The sequence below is a fragment of the Delftia sp. ASV31 genome, assembly GCF_016428765.1.
Classification (GTDB): Bacteria; Pseudomonadota; Gammaproteobacteria; order Burkholderiales; family Burkholderiaceae_C; genus Comamonas; species Comamonas acidovorans.
In genome coordinates, this window is record NZ_JAELTK010000032.1 from 33468 (window position 1) to 54916 (window position 21449).

Annotated in this window: 20 protein-coding genes; 6 read left to right on the forward strand and 14 right to left on the reverse strand. The window is 66.7% G+C overall.

The window, feature by feature from the left end; translation table 11 throughout:
- Positions 1-41 precede the first annotated feature (41 nt).
- Positions 42-569, reverse strand: coding sequence for a DUF2271 domain-containing protein (locus tag JHD82_RS13635; RefSeq protein WP_034396360.1), 528 nt, complete (start codon positions 567-569; stop codon positions 42-44).
- A 20-nt stretch (positions 570-589) separates the two neighbouring features.
- Positions 590-1228, reverse strand: a complete 639-nt coding sequence (locus JHD82_RS13640) for a PepSY-associated TM helix domain-containing protein (protein ID WP_012206856.1) — start codon at positions 1226-1228, stop codon at positions 590-592.
- Positions 1229-1623: 395 nt separating this feature from the next.
- On the opposite strand from JHD82_RS13640, the gene JHD82_RS13645 reads away from it, so the two are divergent.
- The 3 genes from JHD82_RS13645 to JHD82_RS13655 all read left to right on the forward strand — a co-directional run bounded on the left by JHD82_RS13645 (position 1624) and on the right by JHD82_RS13655 (position 3692).
- Positions 1624-2703: a tripartite tricarboxylate transporter substrate binding protein gene (locus JHD82_RS13645; protein WP_199136967.1), complete on the forward strand. Its 1080-nt coding sequence runs from the start codon at positions 1624-1626 to the stop codon at positions 2701-2703.
- Between the two features lie 220 nt (positions 2704-2923).
- A complete protein-coding gene (locus tag JHD82_RS13650) occupies positions 2924-3229 on the forward strand; it encodes a helix-turn-helix domain-containing protein (protein ID WP_012206858.1) in 306 nt (101 codons plus the stop codon).
- Between the two features lie 109 nt (positions 3230-3338).
- A complete protein-coding gene (locus JHD82_RS13655) occupies positions 3339-3692 on the forward strand; it encodes an FKBP-type peptidyl-prolyl cis-trans isomerase (RefSeq protein ID WP_012206859.1) in 354 nt (117 codons plus the stop codon).
- A gap of 117 nt (positions 3693-3809) precedes the next feature.
- Here JHD82_RS13655 and JHD82_RS13660 read toward each other — a convergent pair whose 3' ends face one another.
- The 4 genes from JHD82_RS13660 to ppsA form a co-directional block, all read right to left on the reverse strand.
- Positions 3810-4334 (reverse strand): hypothetical protein, encoded by a 525-nt coding sequence (locus JHD82_RS13660; protein WP_199136969.1) that lies wholly within the window; start codon positions 4332-4334, stop codon positions 3810-3812.
- A gap of 186 nt (positions 4335-4520) precedes the next feature.
- A complete protein-coding gene (locus tag JHD82_RS13665; RefSeq protein ID WP_199136971.1) occupies positions 4521-6620 on the reverse strand; it encodes a VC_2705 family sodium/solute symporter in 2100 nt (699 codons plus the stop codon).
- Positions 6613-6993, reverse strand: coding sequence for a DUF4212 domain-containing protein (locus JHD82_RS13670; RefSeq protein ID WP_012206862.1), 381 nt, complete (start codon positions 6991-6993; stop codon positions 6613-6615). The genes JHD82_RS13665 and JHD82_RS13670 overlap by 8 nt, the downstream gene beginning before the upstream one ends.
- A gap of 17 nt (positions 6994-7010) precedes the next feature.
- Positions 7011-9401, reverse strand: coding sequence for a phosphoenolpyruvate synthase (ppsA, locus tag JHD82_RS13675; RefSeq protein WP_012206863.1), 2391 nt, complete (start codon positions 9399-9401; stop codon positions 7011-7013).
- Positions 9402-9610: 209 nt separating this feature from the next.
- Here ppsA and JHD82_RS13680 point away from each other — a divergent pair, with 209 nt between their 5' ends.
- Positions 9611-10432, forward strand: a complete 822-nt coding sequence (locus JHD82_RS13680; protein WP_012206864.1) for a pyruvate, water dikinase regulatory protein — start codon at positions 9611-9613, stop codon at positions 10430-10432.
- Between the two features lie 15 nt (positions 10433-10447).
- Here JHD82_RS13680 and JHD82_RS13685 read toward each other — a convergent pair whose 3' ends face one another.
- Positions 10448-11392 (reverse strand): LysR family transcriptional regulator, encoded by a 945-nt coding sequence (locus JHD82_RS13685; protein ID WP_199136973.1) that lies wholly within the window; start codon positions 11390-11392, stop codon positions 10448-10450.
- Between the two features lie 144 nt (positions 11393-11536).
- On the opposite strand from JHD82_RS13685, the gene JHD82_RS13690 reads away from it, so the two are divergent.
- Positions 11537-11827, forward strand: a complete 291-nt coding sequence (locus JHD82_RS13690) for a DUF2798 domain-containing protein (protein ID WP_071956558.1) — start codon at positions 11537-11539, stop codon at positions 11825-11827.
- A 48-nt stretch (positions 11828-11875) separates the two neighbouring features.
- Here JHD82_RS13690 and JHD82_RS13695 read toward each other — a convergent pair whose 3' ends face one another.
- The 5 genes from JHD82_RS13695 to ahpC form a co-directional block, all read right to left on the reverse strand.
- Positions 11876-13000 (reverse strand): hemin-degrading factor, encoded by a 1125-nt coding sequence (locus JHD82_RS13695; protein ID WP_199136974.1) that lies wholly within the window; start codon positions 12998-13000, stop codon positions 11876-11878.
- Complete coding sequence (locus JHD82_RS13700; protein ID WP_233174725.1) at positions 12997-13368, reverse strand: hypothetical protein; 372 nt, start codon at positions 13366-13368, stop codon at positions 12997-12999. The genes JHD82_RS13695 and JHD82_RS13700 overlap by 4 nt, the downstream gene beginning before the upstream one ends.
- Positions 13369-13434: 66 nt before the next feature.
- Complete coding sequence (locus JHD82_RS13705; RefSeq protein ID WP_199136978.1) at positions 13435-15723, reverse strand: TonB-dependent hemoglobin/transferrin/lactoferrin family receptor; 2289 nt, start codon at positions 15721-15723, stop codon at positions 13435-13437.
- A 402-nt stretch (positions 15724-16125) separates the two neighbouring features.
- Positions 16126-17682: an alkyl hydroperoxide reductase subunit F gene (ahpF, locus tag JHD82_RS13710; protein WP_012206870.1), complete on the reverse strand. Its 1557-nt coding sequence runs from the start codon at positions 17680-17682 to the stop codon at positions 16126-16128.
- Between the two features lie 103 nt (positions 17683-17785).
- Complete coding sequence (gene ahpC / locus JHD82_RS13715) at positions 17786-18349, reverse strand: alkyl hydroperoxide reductase subunit C (RefSeq protein ID WP_012206871.1); 564 nt, start codon at positions 18347-18349, stop codon at positions 17786-17788.
- Between the two features lie 368 nt (positions 18350-18717).
- On the opposite strand from ahpC, the gene bfr reads away from it, so the two are divergent.
- The gene (gene bfr / locus JHD82_RS13720; protein WP_012206872.1) at positions 18718-19194 is read left to right on the forward strand and encodes a bacterioferritin; all 477 of its coding nucleotides are present in this window, start codon (positions 18718-18720) and stop codon (positions 19192-19194) included.
- 94 nt (positions 19195-19288) lie between these two features.
- On the opposite strand, the gene JHD82_RS13725 is transcribed toward bfr, so the two are convergent.
- Positions 19289-20587, reverse strand: coding sequence for a sensor histidine kinase (locus JHD82_RS13725; protein WP_199136980.1), 1299 nt, complete (start codon positions 20585-20587; stop codon positions 19289-19291).
- Positions 20588-20685: 98 nt separating this feature from the next.
- On the reverse strand, positions 20686-21405 hold the full coding sequence (locus JHD82_RS13730; protein ID WP_123690737.1) for a FadR/GntR family transcriptional regulator: 720 nt from the start codon (positions 21403-21405) through the stop codon (positions 20686-20688).
- Positions 21406-21449: the final 44 nt, after the last annotated feature.

The window sequence follows — 21449 nt, forward strand, 5'->3', positions numbered from 1 at the left end:
CGTGAGGGGGAAGGCGCACAGCGCCTCGGCGGCTTTCAATTTCAAGGCTTGAGCTCGACGCTGATCTCGCCCAGCTCGCTGCTGCCCTTGGCGCTCAGTTGCTCGGCCTTGGCCGCGGGCCACTTGAAGGGCACGGTGACCACTTCGCGGCCGCCGACTTCGCGCGCGGCCTCGACCACGAGCTTGTATTCACCGGGCGGCAGCTTGGCGAAGGGATTGGCGCCTTCGGTGAAGCTCAGTTGGTGCTTGCCCACGGGACGCGTGGGGCTGGTCACGCCATCGATCGGCAACGTCAGGTCACGGCCCGTGCGGCGCCACCACTGGCGCATGTCCTTGAGCCACTTCGTGCCTTCGGCATTGCGCATCTTCACGTCGTACCAGACCGACAGCGTGGAGGCCACCGAGGCGTCGGCGCGCTCGATCCACACGGCCACGTAGGGGCGGTGGTATTCGGCGACATCCAGGCGCGGAATTTCCACGCCCACGTTCAGGCCGGCGGCAAAGACCGGGACCGCGCCCAGGCAGGCGCCAAGCGCCATGGTGTAGCGCAGAGAGAAGTGCGGATTCATTGGCAAGGCTCTTTCGGTTCTCAGTGGATCAACAGGAGGGCCAGCAGCATGGGAATCACCAGCCCCATGCCGACCATGGGCCAGGTGAAGGGGCGGTTGCCTGCATGCATCTTCAGGATGAACAGGCCCGTGACGGTGAACACCAGGCAGGCTGCGGCAAAGATGTCGATGAACCAGCTCCAGGCGGCGCCCGTGTTGCGGCCCTTGTGCAGGTCGTTCAGATAGGCGATCCAGCCCCGGTCGGTGCGCTCGTATTCGGCCTCGCCATCGGCCAGGGCAACGCGCACCCAGGCATCGCCGCCGGGGCGTGGCAGGGAGACATAGAGTTCGTCGGCCGTCCATTCGGCCTCGCGGCCCTCGGCCTCAAGGCCCCACTGGCCGCGCACCCAGTCCGCAAACGGCGCAGGCACGGGCGCCCGGTCGCGCGGCTGGCTGGCCTGCTGCTGGACCAACTGCACGCGCAGCGCATCGGGCAATGCCGCCTCGCCCCGCACGATGCGCGGCCTGGACTCGATCTGCCCCGCATGGTTGAGCGTGAACCCCGTGACGGCGAACAGCAGCATGCCGATCAGGCACAGCGCGGAGCTGACCCAGTGCCACTCGTGCAGTGTCTTGAGCCAGTAGGAACGGCGCCGAGGGTCCGGTTTGGGGGATGTCATCGCAACAGAAAAAGGCGGCAGCGCCACGCGGCGTCAACCATCACGGATGGCGGGCACGGGAGCCCAGGAAAGGAAAGGCCCGGGGATTCTACCGCCCACAAATAAGAATTGATCGCATTTACACAAGCTTTACCGGCTTAATCGACATCTGTGTCACGGCGCTCCATTTCCGCTCCTTGCCCCCGGGACGGGCGAGCCGCCGCGCATCCCGGGACAGCGATGCACCGTCGGTTGGCCTGCACCTGACGCATCTGGCACCCAGGCCCCCAGGCCCCCAGGCCCCCAGGCCCCCAGGCAGCCTGCGTTATGTCAGCCAGCTGACGCATATGCTTACATAATCCGCCTTTCTGATTCATTTGCGCCCACAATGGCGCGCGAACCCGATTGGAGACTGCATGCGCCTTCCGAGCTTTTCGCAAACCGCCGCCGACGCCACCCCTGCCGCTGACGGCACGCGCCAGAACCGCCGCCAGATGCTGGCCCAGGGCGCTGCCCTGGCCATGCTGTGCTCTCCGCTGGCCCATGCCGCGCCGCCCACTGCACCGCCTGCAGGCCATGCGCCGCGCGCCGCAGGGGCAGGCGCCGCGCGCGTGGCGACCAGCCTACGCATCGTCATTCCGGCCAATGCCGGCGGCGGCTGGGACCAGACCGGCCGCGCGCTGGGCGCGGCCCTCGTGGCCAGCGGCGCGGCCGAGCGCGTGGAGTATGAAAACGTGGGCGGCAAGGGAGGCACCATCGGCCTGGCCCAGTTTGCCGAGCGCCATGGCAAGGACCCCGACGCCTTGCTGATAGGCGGCATGGTGATGGTCGGTGCGGTGGCACTGCAAAAGCCGGCTGTCAACATGTCGCATGTGCAGCCGATTGCCCGCCTGACCAGCGACTACCTGGTCGTGGCCGTACCGGCCGACTCCCCCATCCGCAATGCCAAGGACCTGGTGGCCGCGCTGCGCAGCGACCTGGCCCACCAGTCGTTTGCGGGAGGCTCGGCAGGCGGCGTGGACCACATGTTCGCCGGCCTGCTCACGCGCGCGGCCAAGGCGGCGCCCGAGCAACTGGTCTACAAGCCCTTTCCGGGCGGCGCCCAGGTGGTGGAGGCCTTGCTCAAGGGCGATGCGCGCATGGGCGTGTCCGGCTACAGCGAGTTCAGCGAGGCGCTGGCCAGCGGCAAGCTGCGCGCCATCGGCGTGTCCTCGCGCCGCAGCCTGTTCGGCCTGCCCTCGTTCCGCGAGCAGGGGCTGGATGCGGACATGGCCAACTGGCGCGCCGTCTTCACCGGCAAGCAGGTCAGCGCCGCACGTGCCCAGGCCCTGCTGGGCGCCGTGGAGCAGGCCACACAGCACGAGAGCTGGCAACGCGCCCTGCGCCAGAACCGCTGGGAGCCTTCCTGGCAGGCGGGCCGCGATTTCAACGGCTTTCTGGAGCTGGAGCACACCACGGCCAGCGTGATGACCTATCTGCTCAAACTCAAGAGCTGAGAAACCGCCGCGCAGCGGGCAAGCCACGTGGCGGGCCTGCAACACTGGCTTGGTCATACGCGTATTCCTCTAGCGTGGGGCATTGCCGCTGTGGGTTTTGAGCTACCAAACTTGTAGCAGAATGGATCCAGAGCTATAGTTCCCCGGGACTTGGCTCGGCGCGCGTCCCACCCGGACGCACCCGCCGGCTCACCCACACCATTGCGCAAGGAGAAGCGTCATGAGCTCCAAGGAAAACGCCGCCATCAACCAGCTGTTCGAGAAACTCGAATGCCGCTACGCGTTGCGCGTGCTGTGGGCGCTGCGTGACGGCCATCCTCAGACCTTTCGACTGCTGCAAGACAGCGTGGGCGGCATCACGCCCAACACGCTGAACACCCGCATCAAGGAGCTGCGCGAGTGCGGGCTGCTGGAGCATGGCTCCGACGGCTACACCGTGACGCTGGCCGGCCAGGACCTGCTCAAGCGCCTGTCCGATGTGCAGGCCTTTGCCAACCGCTGGGTGGCCGCGCGCGCCAAGAAGTGATGTCAGGCCGGGCGCGGCACCAGGCGCCACGGCCTCTTCCCGCGCAGGGCCACCGGCCCGCCGGGTCGTCTCCTTTCCCCCTACCGTTTCTCTCTCAAGGAATACCACCATGGCTTTCACCACCACCGCATCCGGCCTGCAGTATGAAGACACCGTCGTGGGCGACGGCGCCGAAGCCCAGCGCGGCCGCAGCGTGACCGTGCACTACACGGGCTGGCTCTACAACAACGGCGTGCAGGGCGCCAAGTTCGACTCCAGCAAGGACCGCAACGATCCCTTCGTCTTCCCCCTGGGCGGCGGCATGGTGATCAAGGGCTGGGACGAAGGCGTGCAAGGCATGAAGGTGGGCGGCCAGCGCACCCTGATCATCCCGGCCGAACTGGGCTATGGCGCCCGCGGCGCCGGCGGCGTGATCCCCCCCAACGCCACGCTGAAGTTCGACGTGGAGCTGCTGGCCGTCTGAGCCTGCACACACAGGTTCATGCAAGGGCAAGGTGCGAAGGCGCCTTGCCCTTTTTCATTGCCGGGCCGCCCCAAGATGAAAAGCGCACCCTCGGCGAGCGTGCGGGCCATTCCTCATTCAAGGTGCCTTGCCGAACAGCGCCTCGTGCAGCGGCAGGTAGCTGGCAGGACTGGCCGCCTCGCGCAGGCGCGGTGCCAGCGCCACCAGCTGGTCGTAGCCCATGGCCGCTTCCACGGCAAGGTTGAGCCGGAACCCCTTCAGGCCCAGGTTGGCCGTGATGGCCACGGCCAGCGGATAGGCGTTGCGATAGCGCAAGGCCAGCGATGGCTCGGACTGCGCGGGGGCATCGCCTGCCGAATCCGTGGACGAAGCCGCTGCAGCAGGCGCGGCAGGGACCGAAGGCACCGCGACGGCCACCACGCCCAGCCGGGGTTCGGCCGCGTCGCGCGGTGCCAGCCATTCGCGCTCCACCAGCGCCAGAATCTCGTCCTGCGTCACGCCCATGCCGGCAACGGCCTGCAGCACCTGCGCCAGGCTGCGTTGCCCGTCAAACAGCAAAAAGGCCGAGCGCAACCGGGGCGAGAGATCGGCATGGCGTTCCTTGAATGCCTGTTGGCCGGCGGACGTTTTCACAAAATGCATGGCGGGCGGGATTCTCTGCAAGGGATCGGATCGGACACGGCTCGCAGCGTGTCATGAGCCTCCGGCTCCCAAAAGCGGGTTTTCCAGCACGCACGGGCTTCAGTGGGGCCGGCAATGATCCAGATCTGCCAAAAGCGCAAAAACGGGGCAGAAAATGGCCATCCTCCCGCCCGGCGGCCTCTGCCGTCAGGACGCTTTTGCGGGCACGGAACGCGCCGGTGCCCGGCGGCGCGGGTCCAGGCAGCTGACCAGCCAGGTCACCAGCAGGCCGGCCGGCACGCCGAAGACGCCCGATGAAATCGGCTGTATGCCCCACCACAGGCGCGCGTGCAGTGCTTCGGGCAGCACGGGCTGCAGTGCCGGCACATGCGAGACCATGTAGTACAGCGTGACGCCCAGCCCGGCCAGCATGCCGGCCACGGCCCCCCGGCGCGTGGTGCCACGCCAGAAGATGCCCAGCACCATGGCCGGAACGAAAGCCGAGGCCGCCAGCGAGAACGATGCCGTGACCATGGGCAGGATGTCCGAGGAACGGCGCGAGGCCACGAAGGCGGCCGACAGCGCCATCACCAGCAGCGCGAACTTGGACAGGATCACGCGCTGCTCGGGCGAGGCGCGGCGGCGGCGCTCGCGAAAGTACAGGTCGCGCACCAGCGCGTTGCTGATGGTCAGCAGCAGTCCATCGGCCGTGGACAGCGCCGCAGCCAGGCCGCCGGCCGCCACCAGGCCGGAGACCACGTAGGGCATGCCGCCCAGCTCGGGCGTGGCCAGCATGATGAGGTCGGCGCCCATGCGGATCTCGCCGAACTGCAGGACGCCGTCGCCGTTGACATCCTCCACGGCCAGCAAGGAGGCATCCACCCTGGCCCACTGCGCCATCCAGTTGGGCAGCTCGTCAAAGCGGATGCCCACGAGGTTGTTCATGACCTCGAACTTGACCAGCACGGCCAGGGCCGGCGCGCTCATGTACAGCACGCCGATGAAGAACAGCGTCCAGCCCACCGAGGCCCGCGCCCCCGACACCGAGGGCGCCGTGTAGTAGCGCGTGAGCAGGTGCGGCAGGCCGGCCGTGCCGGCCATGAGGCAGAACATCAGCGCCAGGAAGTTGCGCCGGCTGTCCTCGTAGATCTGCTGCTCCTGGGGCGATCCATCGGGGTTGCCGGCGAATGGCAGGCTGTGCAGCGGGATGCCGCCCAGCGGCTTCTCGCGCTCGCGCATTTCCTGCAGCTGGCGTGTCCACAGCGCGCGCGCGGCCGCTTCATCGCGCGGCATGGCGGCCAGTTCGCGGCTGGCGGCCATGATGGCGCCGATATCGCCGCTGCGCGTGCGCAGATCGCGTATGCGCTCGGCCAGCGCATGGCGCTCGGCGGCCAGAACGCGCGGCACGTCCTTGAGCTTGTCCTCCAGCACCTCGGCGCGCAGGCGGTAGGCGGCGATCACCTCCTGCTCGGCCGGCGAGTCGAGCAGGCGCTGCTCCATCTCTGCAATCTGGCTGAGCTGGGCCGTATAGGCCAGCGGCGCCACGGGATTGCCCATCTGCCGGTAGGCCAGCCAGGACACGGGGATCAGAAAGGCCAGCAGGATCACCACGTACTGCGCGACCTGGGTCCAGGTGATGGCGCGCATGCCGCCCAGGAAGGAGCACAGCAGCACGCCGCCCAGGCCCAGCATGATGCCGATCTCGAACTGCACGCCCGTCAGCCGCGAGGCGATCAGCCCCACGCCGTAGATCTGCGCCACCACATAGGTGAACGAGCAGATCACGGCCGCCAGCGCCGCGATCACGCGCGGCCAGCGCCCGCCGTAGCGCTGCTGGAAGAAATCGGGAATGGTGTAGAGCTTCATCGCCCGCAGGTGCGGCGCGATCAGCATGGCGACCAGGCAAAAGCCGCCCGTCCATCCCAGCAGGTAGGCCAGTCCGCCGGCCTGGCCCGGCACGCCGGCAAAGCCCTGCAGGTACAGCGCCCCCGACAGGCTGATGAACGAGGCCGCGCTGACCCAGTCCGCCGCAGCCGCCATGCCGTTGTAGAAGGGCGGAATGCGCCGGCCCGCGACGTAGTACTCCTCGGGGTCGCTGGTGCGCAGGTACACGCCGATGGCCGCATAGACCATGACGGTGAAGAACAGGAAGATGGGACCTATCCAGTGGCGCGACAGGCCTTGCTGCTCGGCCCAGAACATGAGGGCCAGAAAACCCAGCACGCCGAGCGTGTACAGGGCCACGATGCGGTGCAGCCGCCAGTGGGAAGAGTGGGAGGCCGCCGTCAGCGGGGCGCGCTCAGCCATGGCCAGGAGGCGATGGCGGTGCGGACGGTTGCGTATCGGCCGATGGGGATGCGGGAGCCGGTGCCGTCGCAAAAGCGGCCCGGGCCTCGCGGCGCTCGAAATGGTCCATGGACAGACAATAGACGATGACGATGGCCAGGAACATCAGGACTGCCCCCTGGGCCGCGAACCAGTAGGCCAGCGGCCAGTCCGGCATCAGCGCCTGCAGGTCGCGCGCGTAGTAGCAGGCGCCAAAGGAGACGGCGACCCAGACCGCGAACAGCACGGCCTTGAGCCACAGATGGCGGATGTCGTGCAGGTCGGGGGCGAAGGTCTCGCCTTCGGACGGTCCCCCGACCGCGTCGTCATGCAAGTGCGCTTTCGGCGTATGCATGGCGACGCTGCCAGCCCTTACTGCGCCAGGCGCTGCCAGGTGGCGACCACGCTGTCGGGATTCAGCGAGATGGAGGCAATGCCTTCGTCAGCCAGCCATTGGGCGAAGTCCGGGTGGTCCGAAGGGCCCTGGCCGCAGATGCCCACGTACTTGCCCTGGTCCAGGCAGGCCTTGATGGCGCGCGACAGCATCTTGCGCACGGCGGGGTCGCGCTCGTCGAAGTCGGCAGCCAGCAGCTCCAGGCCGGAGTCGCGGTCCAGGCCCAGCGTCAGCTGGGTCAGGTCGTTGGAGCCGATGGAGAAGCCGTCGAAGAACTCGAGGAACTCGTCGGCCAGGATGGCGTTGGAGGGCACCTCGCACATCATGATGAGCTTGAGTTCGTTGTCGCCGCGCTTGAGGCCGTTGGCCGCCAGCAGCTGGGTGACGCGCTCGGCCTGCTTGAGCGTGCGCACGAAGGGAATCATGATCTGCACGTTGGTCAGGCCCATGTCCTCGCGCACGCGGCGCAGTGCCTCGCACTCCATGCGGAAGGCCTCGCCGAAGTCCTCGGAGATGTAGCGCGCGGCGCCACGGAAGCCCAGCATGGGGTTCTCTTCCTCGGGCTCGTAGCGGCTGCCGCCGATGAGCTTGCGGTACTCGTTGGACTTGAAGTCCGACATGCGCACGATGACGGGCTTGGGCCAGAAGGCGGCGGCAATCGTTGCCACGCCTTCGGCAACCTTGTCCACATAGAAGGCACGCGGCGAGGCATGGCCGCGGGCCACGGACTCGACGGCCTTCTTGAGGTCGGCATCGACGGCGGGGTAGTCCAGGATGGCCTTGGGGTGCACGCCGATGTTGTTGTTGATGATGAACTCCAGGCGGGCTAGGCCCACGCCCTCGTTGGGCAGCTGGGCGAAGTCGAAGGCCAGCTGGGGGTTGCCCACGTTCATCATGATCTTGGTCTTGATGGCGGGCATCTCGCCACGCTGCACTTCGGTGATCTCGGTCTCGATCAGGCCGTCGTAGATCTTGCCGGTATCGCCTTCGGCGCAGCTGACGGTGACCAGGGTGCCGTCCTTGAGCAGGTCGGTGGCGTTGCCGCAGCCGACCACGGCCGGAATGCCCAGTTCGCGCGCAATGATGGCCGCGTGGCAGGTACGGCCGCCACGGTTGGTGACGATGGCCGAGGCGCGCTTCATCACCGGCTCCCAGTTGGGATCGGTCATGTCGGTCACCAGCACGTCGCCGGGCTGGACCTGGTCCATGTTGGCGATGTCATTGACCAGGCGCACGGGGCCCGTGCCGATCTTCTGGCCAATGGCACGGCCTTCGGCCAGCACATTGCCCGTGCCCTTGAGGGCGTAGCGCTGCTCGGCCTGGCCCTTGGCCTGGCTTTTCACGGTCTCGGGGCGGGCCTGCAGGATGTAGAGCTGGCCGTCCGTGCCGTCCTTGCCCCACTCGATGTCCATGGGGCGGCCATAGTGCTGCTCGATGACCAGGGCATAGTGGGCCAGCTGCTGCACGTCCTCATCGGACAGCGAGTAGCGATTGCGCAGCTCATGGGCGACGTCGGTGGTCTTGACCAGCTTGCCGCTGGCGGCCTTTTCCTCGGGCGAGGCAAAGACCATCTGGATCAGCTTGGAGCCCAGGTTGCGGCGGATCAGGGCCTTCTTGCCGGCCTTGAGCATGGGCTTGTGCACATAGAACTCGTCAGGATTGACGGCGCCCTGCACCACGGTCTCGCCCAGGCCGTAGCTGGATGTGATGAAGACCACTTCCTCGAAGCCCGATTCGGTGTCGATGGTGAACATCACGCCGGCCGCGCCCAGGTCGGAACGCACCATGCGCTGCACGCCGGCCGACAGGGCCACCACGTCGTGGGCAAAGCCCTTGTGCACGCGGTAGGAGATGGCGCGGTCGTTGTACAGCGAGGCGAACACTTCCTTCATCTTGTGCAGCACCGACTCGATGCCCACCACGTTCAGGAAGGTTTCCTGCTGGCCCGCGAACGAAGCGTCGGGCAGGTCTTCGGCCGTGGCCGAGGAACGCACGGCGAACGAGGCTGCCTCGTTGCCGCCCTGCAGGCGCACGAATTCCTCGCGGATGGCCTGCTCCAGATCGGCCGGGAAGGGCTGGTTCTCGACCAGGGCACGGATTTCGGCACCGACCTGGGCCAGGGCGCGGACATCTTCCACGTCCAGGGCGGCCAGCTTGGCGCTGATCTTGTCGGCCAGGCCGTCGTGGGCCAGGAACTGGCGGAAGGCGTGGGCCGTGGTGGCAAAGCCCGTGGGAACGCGCACGCCCTGCGGCAGCTGCGAGATCATTTCGCCGAGCGAGGCGTTCTTGCCGCCTACGGACTCGACATCGGTCATCCTCAGTTGTTCAAACGGAACGACGAGGGCGGTGGCCTCGAACAGTTGAGACATGGGAAAGCTCCAGAAGTTGAAAACCGTCGTGCGCCGCCCCGGCTGCCAAAGCCGGGCACGGTCGATCCATCCACGCAGGCGTGCGCGAGGCTTTGCTGTTCTGGTTGGAGGCCGGCAGCGAGCATGGATGGGAAATTGGGAATAATGGGCGCCATTGTAGGCGTTTGCCGTGAACCGACGGCAGCCCCCCTGTCCAGAGTCCGACCACCATGCACACCCACACCATCTTCGTCATCTCCGATGGCACTGGCATTACAGCCGAGACCTTCGGCACGGCCATCATGGCCCAGTTCGACACCAAGTCGCGCCTGGTCCGCATCCCCTTCGTGGACACCATGGACAAGGTCCACCAGGCCGTGCGCCAGATCAACCATGTGGCCGAGTCGGAAAGCCACAAGCCCATCGTCTTCACCACCCTGGTCAACCAGGACATGCTCGACCTGATCGAGAGCCAGTGCAAGGGCAAGGTGTTCGACATGTTCGGCACCTTCGTGCGGCCGCTGGAGCTGGAGCTGGGCCAGAAATCGCTGCACCGCGTGGGCCGCTTCGCCGACATCAGCGAGAGCAAGGAATACCTGGAGCGCATGGAGGCCATCAACTACACGCTGGCCCATGACGACGGCCAGACCCACCAGGACCTGACGGGCGCCGACGTGATCCTGGTCGGCGTGTCGCGCAGCGGCAAGACCCCCACCAGCCTGTACCTGGCCATGCAGTTCGGCCTCAAGGTGGCCAACTACCCGCTGATCCCCGAGGATTTCGAGCGCAAGCAGCTGCCGCCCGCCCTGGTGCCCTCGCGCAAGAAGCTGTTCGGCCTGACCATCGATCCGCAGCGCCTGTCCAGCATCCGCAACGAACGCCGGCCCGACTCCAAGTACGCCAGCCTCGTCAATTGCCGCTACGAGGTGGCCGAGGCCGAATCCATGATGCGCCGCAGCGGCATACCGTGGCTGTCGAGCACGACCAAGTCCATCGAGGAAATCGCCACCACCATCCTGCAGGAGGTGCTGCCCCAGCACCTGGGGCACTAGCCTCCCCTGCGCTGCTCAGGCCGGTACGTTCCAGCGCAGCATGGGCTGCTGCGGCAGCGTCTCGACCAGGTAGTCCACCAGGGCACGCACCTTGGTCGGCACGTACTGGCGGTCGCGAAAGCAGGCGAAGAAATCCAGCGTGGTGTCCTCGAAATGCAGCTGCCCCTTGCGGGCCGGGCCCAGGGCCAGCGGCTGCAGCAGTCCTTCGCGCATGTAGCGGTGGGCAATGAAGCTGCCGATCCACACAATGCCGCCCCCGGCCACGGCCATCTCGGTCAGGGCATCCACGTCGCTGGCGATGGCGGTCACGCGCAGCTGCGGGTCCACGCGCTTGCCGTCGCGTGAAAACGGCCAGCGCATGAAACGGCCATCTGCCTCGCGCCGGTACAGCAGGCAGGCATGGTCCAGCAGGTCCTGGGCCGTCCGTGGACTGCCATGGGCCTGCAGATAGGCCGGTGATGCACACAGCACGCGCGGCACGGCCGCCAGTTGGCGCACGGTCATGCCGGGCTCCAGCACATCGCGGTAACGCACGCTGATGTCCACGTCTTCCTTGAGCACATCCACCTGCCGGTCCACCACCAGCAACTCCAGCTCCAGCCGGGGATGCTGCGCGGCAACGGCCGGCAGCAGCGGCGCCAGCACATGGCGGCCAAAGGCTGCCATGCAGGCGATGCGCAGCCGGCCCTGCAACTCGCCGTGCAGTTGGGACAGGTCGGACTGCGCTTTGTCCAGCTCCTGCAGTACGGGGCCCACGCGCGCCAGATAGCGCTCGCCCGCCTCGGTCAGCGCCATGGATCGCGTGGTGCGCGTGATCAGCCGCGTGCCCAGCTCACGCTCCAGCCGGGCGATGTTCTGGCTGGCCGCCGCCGGAGAAATGCCCAGCTGGCGCGCAGCCGAGGCGATGGAGCCGCCTTCCAGGGCTTTGACGAAGGTCTCGATGGAACGCAGATTAGGCACAAAAAACTATGGATGAAAAATCAATTCATCAATATAGCTTACGAGTGCACCAAGCTGCAGCCCTCTACACGGCAGCACGGGCCTTGCCTACAGTCGTGCACTTGCCGCGCCGAATCGACAAGCGGCCTGACCGGATCCGTGTCCATGCCTCCTACCTCCGCATCTACCTCTGCCTCTGCCTCCATTTCCCCTGCAGCCCCCCGCAGCCGCAAGCTGCACCGCCGCTTCGCACCCATCGTCTTTGCCTTCTACATGTCGGCCATCATGGCGTTTCTGATGTGCTGCGCCATCGTCGGCGCCAACAGCGGCCTGGGCGCCGACTACCTGCGGCGCGTGATACAGGCCTATGTGCTGGCCATGCCCGTGGCCTTTGTCTGCGTGATGGTGGTGCGTCCGCTGGTGGGCAAGCTGGTGGCCGCCACCGTGCATCTCTGACGCGGCCCGACGCAGGGCCGCATCTTTCTTTTCAGGGCCTTGGTCCGCTCAGACCAGCGCCTGCGCTGCCAGGCGCGGCAGGCCCGCCACCAGTTCGCGCCAGCCGGGCAACTCGGCCCGGCCCGGCTTGCGCTCGCCAAAGAACATGGCCATCAGGTCGCCCTGGGCATCGAAGGCCTCGACCGAGGTGACCACGCCATCGGCCGTGGGCTTTTGCACGGCCCAGACGCTGGCGATCAGATCGCAGCGCAGATGCAGGTTGAAACCCGGGTCCATGACATTGATCCACTGCGCGCCGCCGGGCGTGTCCATGGGCTGGATGTTGTGCACGGGGCCGGTGTGGATCTGGATGCAGCCGCCGCTGTCCACGAAGACCATGATGGGCAGGCCGTCCACGGCCGCATCGCCCAGCAACTGGGCCACGGACTCGGGCGCCAGCCGCGCGCAATGGCCGGGCACCAGGCGGAAGGCCTGCTGGCGCTCGGCGCCAAACCGGCGCAGCAGATCGAAGAATTCATGCGTGTCCTGCATGGCGGCCCAGGCAGTGCTCAGGCCGGGCACGTCGATGGCCTCGTCGGCCTGCGGCAGCGCACGCGGGCGGGCATGGCGGAACAGGTAACCAGCGCTGGGCTCGGCGAAACGCTGCACCAGCGCCTCCCATGCCTGCAGGTCGGTGGACTCGCGCGCATGGACCTTGTGCACGGCACGGCCCTGCGCATTGAAGAACTGCAGGCTGCGCATGGCTGGCCTGCCGGCCTGGGCAGGCTGCTCGGTCACGGCATAGCCGGCATGCCATTGGGCAAAGAACATTCGCAGGTCGATGTCGCGGCCCAGGGCAAGGCCCACGCCGCCGTTGGCCGAAAGCTTCTGGTAGACCCCGGTCTTTTCGTGGACCGTGGACTCGTTGCACGTCAGCGCCATCACGGGGCCGCAGTCCTGCAAGCCCTTCAGGATGGCCAGCCATTCGGCGCGCAGCGGCACGGCCTGGAGGCTGCCCTCATGCTGGCCCGCATGCGCGGCAATGGCCGCGCCTTCCGGCAGGCCCAGGGAATCGGAGGCCTCCTTGGCGCGCAGGCCACCCTGGCGCACCCGCGCAAAGCGCTGCCGGACTGCGGGAGCATCGACGGGAATCAGGAGCCCGCCCTCCTCGGCATGGTGGACGGCGCTGCTCATTGCAGGGTGTCCAGCGGTGCGTGCCAAAGCGCATGGGGCACCGGCTGGGCTGCATGGGCTCCAGGCAGGGACACTCCGGCCCCCGACACGGCGCGGTGCGAGCGCGATGGCGCGCCCGCATCGGCCACCGCCTGCCAGCGTTGCTGCAGCCGCCCCAGCAGGGCGCGCATGTCATGGGACAAGCCGCCCGCGCAGGCCAGGTTTTCGAGCTGCTCGGCCACCCGGGCGGCCATGGCCGGCCTATGGGTGTCGCAGCAGCCGTGGCCGAAGCCGGTCATCAGGGCCAGCGTGGCAGCCAGCGCGGCCTCGTTCTCGGGCAGCAGGTATTCCTCGTCCTGGGCAAGGCTCTCACTCTTGGATGGATGCATGGGGTTCTCCTTGCGTTTCAGTTGGCAGCGTTGCACATGCATGCGCCCGCGCCACAGGCGCATGCTTCAGAAATCCTTGACCATCGACACCCGCACATGGCGGCCGGGCTGGCTGTAGGCGTCGGCAATCGCCGTGCTGGCAGCCAGACCGCGCACATCGGCCCAGCGCCAGTACTTCTTGTCGGTCAGGTTGTAGATGCCGGCGTTCAGGCGCAGGTCGGGGCGTATGCGCCACTGGGCGCTCAGGTCGGCGACGGTGGCCGAGGGGCTGAGCCAGGCGGCGCTGCCGTTGGACACGTCGCCGGCCTTCTTGCCGCTCCAGTGCGAGACGTTGAACTGCACGCCCACGGCAGAGCGCTCATAGCGCACGCCCAGCACCAGTTGCTGGGGCGAGATGGTGTCCAGCGGCTTGTCGGACTGCGTGTCCTTGCCGTCGGTATAGCCGTAGGCCAGGCGCGTCTGCCAGTCGCCGCCGGCCCAGCGGCCCCAGTCGTAATCGGCCTTGAGTTCGAAGCCGCTGATGCGGGCACGGCCCACGTTGATGGACTGGTAGATGGCGGGGTTGGCCGCGTTGCCGGGCTGGCCCGCAACCAGTTGCTGGTCGACGATGAAGTCCTTGTAGCGCCCCGTGAACACGGCGGCGTCCAGGCGCAGCCTGTCCATGCGCCCGCGCAGGCCCAGCTCGAAGGTCTGGCTCTTTTCTGGCCGCAGATTGGGGTTGGGGATGTTGCGGTAGAACGCCACCGGGTTCTCGAAGAAGGCGTTGATCTGGCCGGCATTGGGCGCCCGGAAACCTGCCGCATAGTTGCCATAGACGGACCAGACCGGGCTGGCCTGCAGCATCACGCCCAGCTTGGGCGAGAGCGCGGAGTCGGAGTTGCTGACCACGGTGGGCACAAAGCCGTTCTGCCGGGGCTTGATGCTGTAGTGCTCGGCGCGCAGGCCCGGGGTCACGCTCCAGGGGCCGCTGTGCAGTTCGGCCTGGGCGAACAGGGCGGTGGCGCTTTCGGTGGTGTCGGGGAAGCGCTTGAGCGGGAAGCTCTCGCCCACGGGCGGCGTGATGCCGTTTTGCGCGTTGACCACCTTGTTGCGGAGGTAGTCCAGCCCGTAGGTGAACTTGCCGCTGGCCGAAGAACTCCAGCGCAGCAGGCGGCTGGCCTGGGCGTGCAGCTGGATCGCGTCCTCGTCATAGGTCACGTCGCGCTCGCGGTAGGGCAGGCCGATGCGCGTCTCGGTGACGAATTCGCGCGCGTCGGACTTCTGGTAGCTGGCCATCAGCTGCAGTTCGTCGGCCAGCGCCGTGCCCAGTTGCTGCCACTGGCCCTGCCAGCTGGCCCGCCAGCGCTTCATGTCGGTACGCGAGTCGGAATTGGCCACGGTGGCCGAGCGCGCGGACAGCAGGGCGTAGTCGGCGCGCTTGTCCACGTTCTCGAAGGTGAAGACATGCTTTTGCACGGCGCTGGGCGTGAAGACCAGACGACCCATCAGCGATTCGCTGCGGTCTTTCTCGGGATTGGGCGTGGTGCGCGCCGCGCCCGTCACGTTGTTCGTGCCCATATTCTCCAGCGCGTGCGAGCGGCCCAGGCCCGCCGACAGCAGCCATGCCCATTCGGGGCTGGCACGGCCCGCCACGGTGGCGCCCAGCTTGCGGCCGTTGTCCGAGCCGTCGTAGCCGGCAGCCACGCGGCCGGCGATGCGCTTGTCCTTGCCCAGCAGATCGTCCGGCTGCACGGTCACGAAGTTGACCAGGCCGCCCATGCCGTCCGATCCATACAGCGCGGGCGTGGAGCCGCGCAGGATTTCCACGCGCTGCACCAGGCCCAGATCCAGGTAGTCGCGGCCGAAGCTGTTGGCGCTGAAGCTGTAGCTGCGCGGCAGGCGCACGCCATCGACCAGCATGAGCACGCGGTTGCCATCCAGGCCACGGATGTTGAAGCCGCTGTTCTGGTCACGCCCGGCCGACGAGGCCGCCAGCGAGAAGCGGGCCGGGGCGCGCGGCACTTCGACATTGGGCAGCAGGTTGACCATCTCGCGGATGTCGCTGGCCTGCTCGCGTTCCATGCGGCCGGCGTCGATCACGTCGATGCTCATGGGCAGGGTGTCAGGGTCCTGCACTTCGCGCGAAGCGCTGATCACCATCTCCTTGAGGGCCGGGGCGCGGGTCCGTGCCCCGGACGCGGCCTGCGCCAGCAATTGCGTGTCGGCATCTCCGGCATTTGCAACGTTTGCGGCGTCTGCGGCGGCCTGCCCCGGCTCCTGCGCCAGGGCAGCGGAGGCGCACAGCAGCGCACAGGCGGCGGCCAGGGGATGACGCGCCCGCCGGGCGCTTGATTGCATTGCGAAGTCGTAAGCCATTGCGAAGCCCTCTCTCTCTGATCAACATGGATGTGCGAGAGCTGGCTTCTGCTTGCAGCGGCTGGCGGGTGGCCCGCCAGCCGTTGGCGCGTCATGTGCTGGCTGGATGAAGAAAAATTATATGCGAATAGTTCTCATTTATTGGTTTGATCTGGCGCATGGGCCCCGGAACAAACCCTGCTGGAGCCGCGCGCCGCCAGGCAGCTATCTGTGCGACACCCACAGCGACAAGGCCCGCGCCTGAAGACGCGGGCATGAAAAACAGCCCCCGCCCTCCCCTTGCTGCGCCAGGCCTTCTGCCACTGGTCGGGCGATGAAAAAAGGGCCCGGATGCCATGGCATCCGAGCCCTTTCTCCGGCTTGCTCCGCACCATGGCGGAGCAGCAACTGGTCAATGGCTGGTCAGTGGCGGATCAGGTGGTCGAAGGCCGACAGCGCAGCCGTGGAGCCGGCACCGGCAGCGATGATGATCTGCTTGTACGGCACGTTGGTGCAGTCGCCTGCGCCGAACACGCCGGGCACGCTGGTGTGGCCCTTGGCGTCGATCACGATCTCGCCGAAGCGTGTCAGCTCCACCGTGCCCTTGAGCCAGTCGGTGTTGGGCAGCAGGCCGATCTGCACGAAGATGCCTTCCAGCGCCACGGTCTTGACCTCTTCCGTCGTGCGGTCCTTGTAGGTCAGGCCGGTGACCTTCTTGCCATCGCCGTTGACCTCGGTGGTCTGGGCGTTGAGGATGACCGTGACGTTGGGCAGGCTGCGCAGCTTCTTTTGCAGCACGGCGTCGGCCTTGAGCTCGCTGGCGAACTCCAGCAGCGTCACGCTGCGCACGATGCCGGCCAGGTCGATGGCCGCTTCCACGCCCGAGTTGCCGCCGCCGATGACGGCCACATTCTTGCCCTTGAACAAGGGACCGTCGCAGTGCGGGCAGTAGGTCACGCCCTTGGTGCGGTACTTGTCCTCGCCGGGCACGTTCATGTTGCGCCAGCGCGCGCCGGTCGAGAGGATGACGGTCTTGGCCTTGAGGCTGGCGCCCGAGGCGGTCTGCACCTCGATCAGCCCGCCTTCCGTGGCAGCCGGAATCAGTTTGGACGCCGTCTGCAGGTTCATGATGTCCACCTCGTAGTCGCGCACATGGCGCTCCATGGCGGCGGCCAGTTGCGGGCCTTCGGTCTTGGAGACCGAGATGAAGTTCTCGATGTCCACGGTGTCCAGCACCTGGCCACCGAAGCGCTCGGCGGCAATGCCGGTGCGGATGCCCTTGCGTGCCGCATAGATGGCAGCCGCCGCGCCGGCCGGGCCGCCACCGACGATCAGCACGTCGAAGGCATCCTTGGCGGAAATCTTGGCCGCTTCACGCGAAGCGGCGCCGGTATCGACCTTGGCCACGATCTCGGCCAGCTCCATGCGGCCCTGGCCGAAGCGCTCGCCGTTCACAAAGACGGTGGGCACGCCCATGACTTCGCGCTGCTCGACTTCCTTCTGGAACAGCCCGCCGTCGATGGCGGTATGGCTGATCTTGGGGTTGAGCACGGACATCAGGTTCAGCGCCTGCACCACGTCGGGACAGTTGTGGCAGGACAGCGAGTAATAGGTCTCGAAGTGCAGCGGCACGTCGATATTGCGCACCTGCTCCAGCAGCTCGGCCGATTCCTTGGACGGATGGCCGCCGACCTGCAGCAGGGCCAGCACCAGCGAGGTGAATTCATGGCCCAGGGGGACGCCTGCGAAACGCACGCCGCTGTCCACGCCGGGATTGGTGATCAGGAACGAGGGCTTGCGCACCTCGGCGTCGTTGTGCTCGACGACGGTGATCTTGTCGCTCAGCTCGCGGATTTCCAGCAGCAGTTCCTTCAGCTCGCGCGCACCCTGGCTGTCATCCAGCGAAGCCACCAGCTCCACCGGACGCTGCAGGCGCTCCAGGTAGGCCTGCAATTGGGCTTTCAGGTTGTTGTCAAGCATGTCGGACTCCTAGGGAAATACGAATTTTCGGAAAAAAAAGCCCGGGCGCCAGGCACCCGGGCGTCTTCAACAGTTCAACTGTGAACAGGAAGCGGTGTACCGCTTAGATCTTGCCGACCAGGTCGAGCGAGGGAGCCAGGGTCTTGTCGCCTTCTTCCCACTTGGCGGGGCAGACTTCACCGGGGTGGTTGCGGACGTACTGGGCAGCCTTGACCTTGCGCAGCAGATCGACGGCGTTGCGGCCAATGCCTTCGGCGGTGATTTCCACGGCCTGGATCACGCCATCGGGATCGACGATGAAGGTGCCGCGGTCAGCCAGGCCCTGGCCGGGACGCAGGACTTCGAAGTTGTTGCTGATTTCCCAGGTGGGGTCGCCCAGCATCGTGTACTTGATCTTGCGGATGGTGTCCGACGTGTCGTGCCATGCCTTGTGCACGAAGTGGGTGTCGGTGGACACGGAGAAGACTTCCACGCCCAGCTTTTGCAGTTCGTCGTAATGGTCGGCCACGTCGCCCAGTTCGGTGGGGCACACGAAGGTGAAGTCAGCGGGGTAGAAGAAGAACACGGCCCACTTGCCCAGGACGTCCTTTTCGGTCACTTCGATGAACTTGCCATTCTTGAAGGCCTGCGTCTTGAAGGGCTTGATTTGGGTGTTGATCACGGACATTGCTGTTTCCTTTGTGGTTGGTGAGTGAACACAGGACGAAGTCTAGGCCCAGGCAATCGATTGATCCAATGAATTGATTGAATTTATCCGATTGCCAAAAACTATGTGAACATCCTTGGTCTCCAGGCCTGCGGGCTTGACCAGCCTGCCACCGGCCTGAAGAGGCTATTTTGGGCCGAAATATGACAAGGCAATGCAGCAACCCCGCAGCCGCGTCGGCAGCCGGCCCGCAAACGAGAACGCGCCTCATAAGCAGCCAATGCGCGATAACAGGGGTTTGCTTGATCTGACGCAGAAACCCTAGACAATCCACCCCTATAGCGGCCGGCGATCGGCGCGGTCCCCCACGTACAACAAAGGAGTTCCCCATGCAAGGCGACGCACAAGTCATCACCTGGCTGCAAGCCCAGCTCAAGAACGAGCTGACGGCCATCAACCAGTACTTCCTGCACTACCGCATGTACAAGCACTGGGGCTTCGACAGGCTGGCCAAGAAGGAATACAAGGAGTCCATCGGCGAGATGAAGCACGCCGACTGGCTCATGGACCGCATCTTCGTGCTCGACGGCCTGCCCAACCTGCAGGACCTGGGCAAGCTGCAAGTCGGCGAGGACGTGCCCGAAGCCCTGGCTTGCGACCTGAGCAGCGAGAAAACCGCGCAGCAGACCATCAAGGACGGCATCGCCCACTGCGAAAGCGTGCGCGACTATGTCTCGCGCGACCTGCTGCAAAAGATCCTGGACGATACCGAGGAGCACATCGACTACCTCGAAACCCAGCTGGACCTGATCGACAAGGTCGGCATCCAGAACTACCTGCAGTCGCAGATGGACGAAGAGTCCTGAGCATCGGACTCAGGGGCGGCGGCACAGGCCGCACCCCGCACTCGAAACGACGGGCCTGTGTGCCCGTTTTTTCATCCTCTGGCCCGGCTATCGGTCACTCGTCGGCATATCGCAGCGGAAACAACAGAAGAAAGGTCGTGCCGGTCTGCGCGGCCGACTGCACCTCGATCGTGGCGTCCAGCAATTCCGCCAGCCGCTTGACGATGGACAGGCCGATCCCCTCGCCTGCGCCGCTGCGGTAGCTGGCCGCCGCACCGCCTTGCTGCGGCGCGCCCCCGGTGCGGACCTCCCCGGACGCCGCCGTCCCCAGGTGGCCCGAAGGGTCCATGTCCGTGGCCTGCTTGAGGGCGGCAACCAAAGGCGCCGCAGGCGCCATGCCAGGGCCCGTGTCCCCGATGGAGAGCATCCAGCGGCGCCGGTCCTCCCCATCGCCCAGAGCCCACTTCACCGTGACACCGCCCTCCTGGGTGTACTTGAGCGCGTTGAGTATCAGGTTCTGCGCGATGCGGCGCAGTTTCAAGGCATCGCCTTCCACCGGCATCGTCCCCGGCCCCTGCAGGTGCAGGTACAGGCCGCGATCGTTGGCCAGGGCCTGCAGTCCCTCGCACAGATGGGTGATCACCTCGGCTGCGTCAAAGGAGGTCAGCTGGCGATGCTCGCGCCCGGCGTGCAGCTTGGCCAGCTCCGTCACGTCATCCAGCAGATGGCGCAGCGACTGGACGTTGCGGTCCAGCATGCGCAGGAGTTTCTCGCGCGACTGCGCCGGCGCATGCTGCATGCCCAGGCCATGCGTCACATTGGCCACCACGCCGACGTTGCTGCGCAGGTCATGCGCGACCTGCTCCCACAGTTGCGAGCGCTGCAGGTCCAGCGTGCTCACGTCATGCAGCGCCGCTTCCAGGTCCCGGACATGGCCCTCGGCCTCCTGCTGCTGCAGGCGGAAATACTGGGTGCTGCTGTCCTGCACGTCGCGCGTGTAGGTGGCGGCCCAGGCCTTGCGCGCAACGGGCATGGCGCCATGCGCATCGGGATGCTCCTCGGCATAGGCCTCCAGTTGCGCCACCATGACTTCGTTGAGCAGGCCCAGCTCGCGCACGACTTCATGCAGGTCATAGCCCTGTTGCCAGCGGTGCAGGCCGTGGGCGGCAGCCTGCTCGCCATCGACCGGCTGCTCGGCAGCGCCTGCCGGGGCACCGCCGAGGGCCCGCAATTGCTGCTCGAACGCGGCCAGCACGGCCGGAATGTGATCGTTCAACTGGGTGCGGGGAAGCGCCTCGCCGGCGGTCAGTGCCGGGTCCCGCCTGACGGCCTTGCGCCAAGTCTGCAAGAGTCCTTCGCGCTGCGCCGCGAGGGCGTCTGCCAGTATGCAGAGTTCATTTCCTTGGCTTGTCATGGATCGGCATCCGTGGCGGTCTGTAGAGAGGGAAAAAATGCGTTGCGCCAAGGATGGTAAGGCCAAAAACCCGGCCGATCGGGCTCGTGCCGGCGCGCCTACAGGCCGGTGGGAAAGTGCACGCCCGCGCGCTGGGCAGCCTGCACGATGTGCGTGGCCATGGCCTGCTGCGCCAGCTCGGGCCGGCCCTGGGACAGGGCGTCGATGATGGCGGCATGCTCCTCGGCGGTCGCATGGCGCGCGCCGCGCTTGTAATACGGCAGGCGCTGGCTTTCCTGCATGACCTCGCCGCTGCCGCGCAGCACGTCGGCAATCGCATGGTTGCCCGAGATGGTGGCGATCTGCAGGTGAAATTCGAAATCAAGGCGCGTGGCCTGCACGAAATCGGCAAGCTCAATGCTCTGCTGCATGGCCTGCAGGTTGGCCTGCAGGGCCGCCACGTCTTCGGGCTGCACCACCAGGGCGGCCAGGCGTGCGACAAAGCCCTCCAGCGCATAGCGCAGCTGATAGACATCGGTGAGCGCATGCGAGTCGGCAAAGCGCCAGGCCTCTGCGGCAGAGGCCGGGGCGTCGGTGGCCTCGGTCACGTACATGCCCTTGCCGGGCCGCGCCACGACCAGGCCCAGCCCCTGCAGCGTGGACAGCGCCTCGCGCAGCGAGGTCCGGCTGATGCCCAGTTGCTCCGACAGGTCGCGCTGCGACGGCAGCAGCGCGCCCACCGGATACACGCCGCCCTCGATCCACTCGCGGATCACGCGGGCGGCATTGCCGGCAACGGCGGTGCTGGCGGAAGGACTGGAAGCGGTGCTGGGTTCCATGCGTTGGCAGGTCTCGGGGTCGGGGGCGGCAGGTGCGCTGATCT

Excerpts from the sequence above, each read along its gene's own strand:
- ahpF (WP_012206870.1), bottom strand. The coding sequence starts at position 17,682 with ATGCTTGACAACAACCTGAAAGCCCAATTGCAGGCCTACCTGGAGCGC.
- JHD82_RS13650 (WP_012206858.1), top strand. The coding sequence starts at position 2,924 with ATGAGCTCCAAGGAAAACGCCGCCATCAACCAGCTGTTCGAGAAACTC.
- JHD82_RS13725 (WP_199136980.1), bottom strand. The coding sequence starts at position 20,587 with ATGACAAGCCAAGGAAATGAACTCTGCATACTGGCAGACGCCCTCGCG.
- ahpC (WP_012206871.1), bottom strand. The coding sequence starts at position 18,349 with ATGTCCGTGATCAACACCCAAATCAAGCCCTTCAAGACGCAGGCCTTC.
- JHD82_RS13635 (WP_034396360.1), bottom strand. The coding sequence starts at position 569 with ATGAATCCGCACTTCTCTCTGCGCTACACCATGGCGCTTGGCGCCTGC.
- JHD82_RS13705 (WP_199136978.1), bottom strand. The coding sequence starts at position 15,723 with ATGGCTTACGACTTCGCAATGCAATCAAGCGCCCGGCGGGCGCGTCAT.
- JHD82_RS13730 (WP_123690737.1), bottom strand. The coding sequence starts at position 21,405 with ATGGAACCCAGCACCGCTTCCAGTCCTTCCGCCAGCACCGCCGTTGCC.
- JHD82_RS13690 (WP_071956558.1), top strand. The coding sequence starts at position 11,537 with ATGCCTCCTACCTCCGCATCTACCTCTGCCTCTGCCTCCATTTCCCCT.
- JHD82_RS13640 (WP_012206856.1), bottom strand. The coding sequence starts at position 1,228 with ATGACATCCCCCAAACCGGACCCTCGGCGCCGTTCCTACTGGCTCAAG.
- JHD82_RS13680 (WP_012206864.1), top strand. The coding sequence starts at position 9,611 with ATGCACACCCACACCATCTTCGTCATCTCCGATGGCACTGGCATTACA.
- JHD82_RS13700 (WP_233174725.1), bottom strand. The coding sequence starts at position 13,368 with ATGCATCCATCCAAGAGTGAGAGCCTTGCCCAGGACGAGGAATACCTG.
- JHD82_RS13655 (WP_012206859.1), top strand. The coding sequence starts at position 3,339 with ATGGCTTTCACCACCACCGCATCCGGCCTGCAGTATGAAGACACCGTC.
- JHD82_RS13670 (WP_012206862.1), bottom strand. The coding sequence starts at position 6,993 with ATGCATACGCCGAAAGCGCACTTGCATGACGACGCGGTCGGGGGACCG.
- ppsA (WP_012206863.1), bottom strand. The coding sequence starts at position 9,401 with ATGTCTCAACTGTTCGAGGCCACCGCCCTCGTCGTTCCGTTTGAACAA.
- JHD82_RS13645 (WP_199136967.1), top strand. The coding sequence starts at position 1,624 with ATGCGCCTTCCGAGCTTTTCGCAAACCGCCGCCGACGCCACCCCTGCC.
- JHD82_RS13660 (WP_199136969.1), bottom strand. The coding sequence starts at position 4,334 with ATGCATTTTGTGAAAACGTCCGCCGGCCAACAGGCATTCAAGGAACGC.
- bfr (WP_012206872.1), top strand. The coding sequence starts at position 18,718 with ATGCAAGGCGACGCACAAGTCATCACCTGGCTGCAAGCCCAGCTCAAG.
- JHD82_RS13665 (WP_199136971.1), bottom strand. The coding sequence starts at position 6,620 with ATGGCTGAGCGCGCCCCGCTGACGGCGGCCTCCCACTCTTCCCACTGG.
- JHD82_RS13695 (WP_199136974.1), bottom strand. The coding sequence starts at position 13,000 with ATGAGCAGCGCCGTCCACCATGCCGAGGAGGGCGGGCTCCTGATTCCC.